At 37.4% G+C, this 3,027-nt stretch carries 4 protein-coding genes; 2 read left to right on the top strand and 2 right to left on the bottom strand.

Features of this window, described 5'->3' with window-relative positions:
- Both B2W36_RS16460 and B2W36_RS16455 read left to right on the top strand, forming a co-directional pair.
- Nucleotides 1-888, top strand: an 888-nt coding sequence (locus tag B2W36_RS16460; protein WP_293888782.1) for a pseudouridine synthase, incomplete at its 5' end; no start/stop codon positions are given.
- Nucleotides 889-981: 93 nt separating this feature from the next.
- Nucleotides 982-1,449 (top strand): nucleoside triphosphate pyrophosphohydrolase family protein, encoded by a 468-nt coding sequence (locus B2W36_RS16455; RefSeq protein ID WP_046671593.1) that lies wholly within the window; start codon nt 982-984, stop codon nt 1,447-1,449.
- A 140-nt stretch (nt 1,450-1,589) separates the two neighbouring features.
- Here the strand turns inward: B2W36_RS16455 and B2W36_RS16450 are convergent, their stop codons facing one another.
- Together B2W36_RS16450 and B2W36_RS16445 are read right to left on the bottom strand one after the other, a co-directional pair.
- Entirely contained in the window at nt 1,590-2,531 is a 942-nt protein-coding gene (locus B2W36_RS16450; protein ID WP_209581625.1) for a TIGR01212 family radical SAM protein, read from the bottom strand.
- A gap of 26 nt (nt 2,532-2,557) precedes the next feature.
- Complete coding sequence (locus B2W36_RS16445) at nt 2,558-2,899, bottom strand: hypothetical protein (RefSeq protein WP_293885345.1); 342 nt, start codon at nt 2,897-2,899, stop codon at nt 2,558-2,560.
- Nucleotides 2,900-3,027 lie beyond the last annotated feature (128 nt).

Here is a 3,027-nt window from a genome sequence, read left to right as displayed (position 1 = left end):
CGTTCTTTCGACAAAAAAGATAGCTTCAAACGTACCGACAGAAATGACGGTCCAAGGTCTTCAAACAGAAAATTTGACGGAGAAAGAAGTCGAAATTTAGATGACAACAAGAACTTTGGTGAAAAACAATATATTAAACGTCCAAAGAAAAAAGCTGCGGAGTCAGAAGACGACGGCTTAGTTCGTTTGAATCGTTACATCGCCAATGCTGGTATTTGTTCAAGACGTAAAGCAGATGAACTTATCACGGCTGGTGTCATTTGGGTAAATGGAGAACCTGTTACCGAATTGGGTACTAAAGTAGACCCTGCAACAGATGAAATCCGCTACAACAACGAACGCTTGAAACGTGAAAAAAATGTTTATGTTTTGTTAAACAAACCAAAAGATTATATCACGACTACAGACGATCCCCAAGAGCGTCATACGGTGATGGAACTTGTTTCTAAAGCAACCAAAGAAAGAATCTATCCTGTTGGTCGCCTCGATAGAAATACGACTGGACTCCTTTTAATGACAAATGATGGAAGCCTTGCCGAAAAGCTTTCGCACCCGCGTAACAGCATCAGCAAAATCTATAATGTCGAACTAAACAAAAGCCTTACACAGGGCGATTTTAACAAAATTAACTTTGGTATCGAATTAGAAGACGGTGTGATCAAACCGGACGATTTGAGCTATGTTCAAGGCGGATCAAAACGCGAAGTCGGCATCCAGATTCACTCAGGGAAAAATCGTATCGTACGTCGTATTTTTGAATCTTTAGGATATGAAGTAGTTAAATTAGATCGTGTGGTATATGCCAATCTGACTAAAAAAGACTTACCTCGTGGCCGTTGGAGATACCTAGAAGAACGAGAAATTGTGCAATTGAAGCACCTCCTTTAATCGCTCAAGGATATCAATAAAAATAAAGGACGGTCATTCAGTTAACCGTCCTTATTTTTTATATTTGCTCTTTAAAATAAAAAAACAAAGAATATGACTGATCCGAAAACACTTTCTTCCGTTGCGGAATTCCATAAAACATTCCAACATCCCATCCTTGACACGCCTACTATTCCATCTGAACAACGATGTGCTTTAAGGGTATCGTTGATTGCTGAGGAATTAAAAGAATTAGAAGAAGCCATCCAGGATAAAGATTTGGTAGAGATTGCAGATGCACTATGTGACATCCAATATGTACTTGCCGGAGCAGTATTGGAATTTGGCTTAAAAGATAAATTCTCTGCCCTTTTTGATGAGGTTCAACGTTCTAACATGAGTAAAGCATGTAAAGACGAAGCGGAAGCAATTGCTACCCAAGAACACTATAAATTGAAAGGAGTAGAATCTTATTACAAAGAAGTTGATGGCAAGTTTTTAGTATTCAGAACTGCTGACAACAAAACTTTAAAATCCATCAATTATTCTCCAGCGGATCTAAAAACGATTGTTGAGGGCTAAATGGAAAAGGAAAATAGCTTTCCCCTTTTCTTTAATAAGATAAATAAATAAGGCTNNAGCCTTATTTATTTATCTTATTTTACGTTCAAACAACCGGTTCAATGCCAGTGTCGCAAAATTTAGAGGAACGGATATAGACTTTAAAAAAGACTCCCCTGCACAACCTGACGTGCCTCCAAACCTTTATCTATTGCCGTTTGTATATGTGACTTCGGAAAGCCCCAATTTGGTGCTATCAGCAATTCTTTGTCTGCGATCCCGAAAATACGTTGAATAATCAGATCAGGCCGTAATCGTGGAATCAATTTGGCTAAGAAATCAGTATAACCTTCTATCGAGAAAAGTTCAAAAGGTTCTCTTTTATATTTTACCCCCATAATGGAGCCTTCTACAATATGCAAGTGGTGCAATTTCACAAATTTAATCTGTGGAAACCGGTTAATCTCGTCTGCATACTTTAACATCATCTCTTCAGATTCCCATGGAAAACCAAAAATTGTATGTACACAAATCTCCAGAGGAGTATTCTTTAACATATCCATTGCCTGAACAAACTCATCGTGCGAGCAGCCTCGATTAATTTTCTCCAATGTATCGTTGTAGATAGATTCCATTCCCATTTCTAAATCTACATCATAACGATCCGTATAAGATTCCAATAACGCGATCTTTTCAAAATCTAAACAATCAGGACGTGTTCCCACAGAAAGACCTAAGGTATTTTCAGGATCAATGCTTAGGGCCTCATCATACATCATTTTCAGTAAATGAGTCGGCGCATACGTATTCGTGTTTGGCTGGAAATAGATAATAAACTTTTCAGCTCCATAGCTATTGCGGGCTCTTTCGATACCCGATTCCACTTGTTCCCGTATCGAAGGAATTTTGCGGGCTGTATCCGGTGTAAAAGAATCTACATTACAGTACGTACAACCGCCGTAGCCCTTACTGCCATCGCGATTTGGACAAGTAAAATTACCATCCACAATCACTTTAAACACTCTCTGTCCGTTATACTTTTGCTTTAAATAAGCCCCGTAATGATTATACGGTTTAACTCCTTTATCCAATAATGTACCCATTGCCCTGCAAAGTTACTCAATTAAAATCATATGTTACCATTACTTTCTTCGGATCGAATGTTAAACTTCGATATGGAAGAAAATTTCTGATTCATTTCCTCAGTCATATCGACATGTCCAATGTTGCTAGAAACAACCTTAACGGTACTATCCTTACTAACCTCGAATCTTACATAAGCTTTATCATGATTCATATTCCAATTACATTTCCATTTTTCATTTAAGTTCTTATAAAAATCAACAATACCTATCTCTGGAGTTGGAAGATAGTTTTCATAAGAAAGAAAAGTGTAATCTTGCACCTCTTGGGAAATACCTGATCTCAAGATAAACAATAGTAGGAAAGCGATGATGAAACAATTTCTCATATGACCAATAAGTAATATTTACAGCAAGATACAAAAACACGAATACAAGAATTATAGAAAAGCAATATGGCTATGCCGTATCTATTGTTTAAGAGCACTCCTTTACTTCAGTTATGCAATAGCCACTA

The sequence above is a fragment of the Sphingobacterium sp. UBA3549 genome (assembly GCF_002376635.1).
Classification (GTDB): domain Bacteria; phylum Bacteroidota; class Bacteroidia; order Sphingobacteriales; family Sphingobacteriaceae; genus Sphingobacterium.
Note: the sequence above shows the minus strand (reverse complement) of the source record. Positions and strands in the feature narration are given on the sequence as shown.

What these genes read in the sequence shown, in the direction of transcription:
- B2W36_RS16455 (WP_046671593.1), top strand. Translation starts at nt 982, where the DNA reads ATGACTGATCCGAAAACACTTTCTTCCGTTGCGGAATTCCATAAAACA.
- B2W36_RS16450 (WP_209581625.1), bottom strand. Translation starts at nt 2,531, where the DNA reads ATGGGTACATTATTGGATAAAGGAGTTAAACCGTATAATCATTACGGG.
- B2W36_RS16445 (WP_293885345.1), bottom strand. Translation starts at nt 2,899, where the DNA reads ATGAGAAATTGTTTCATCATCGCTTTCCTACTATTGTTTATCTTGAGA.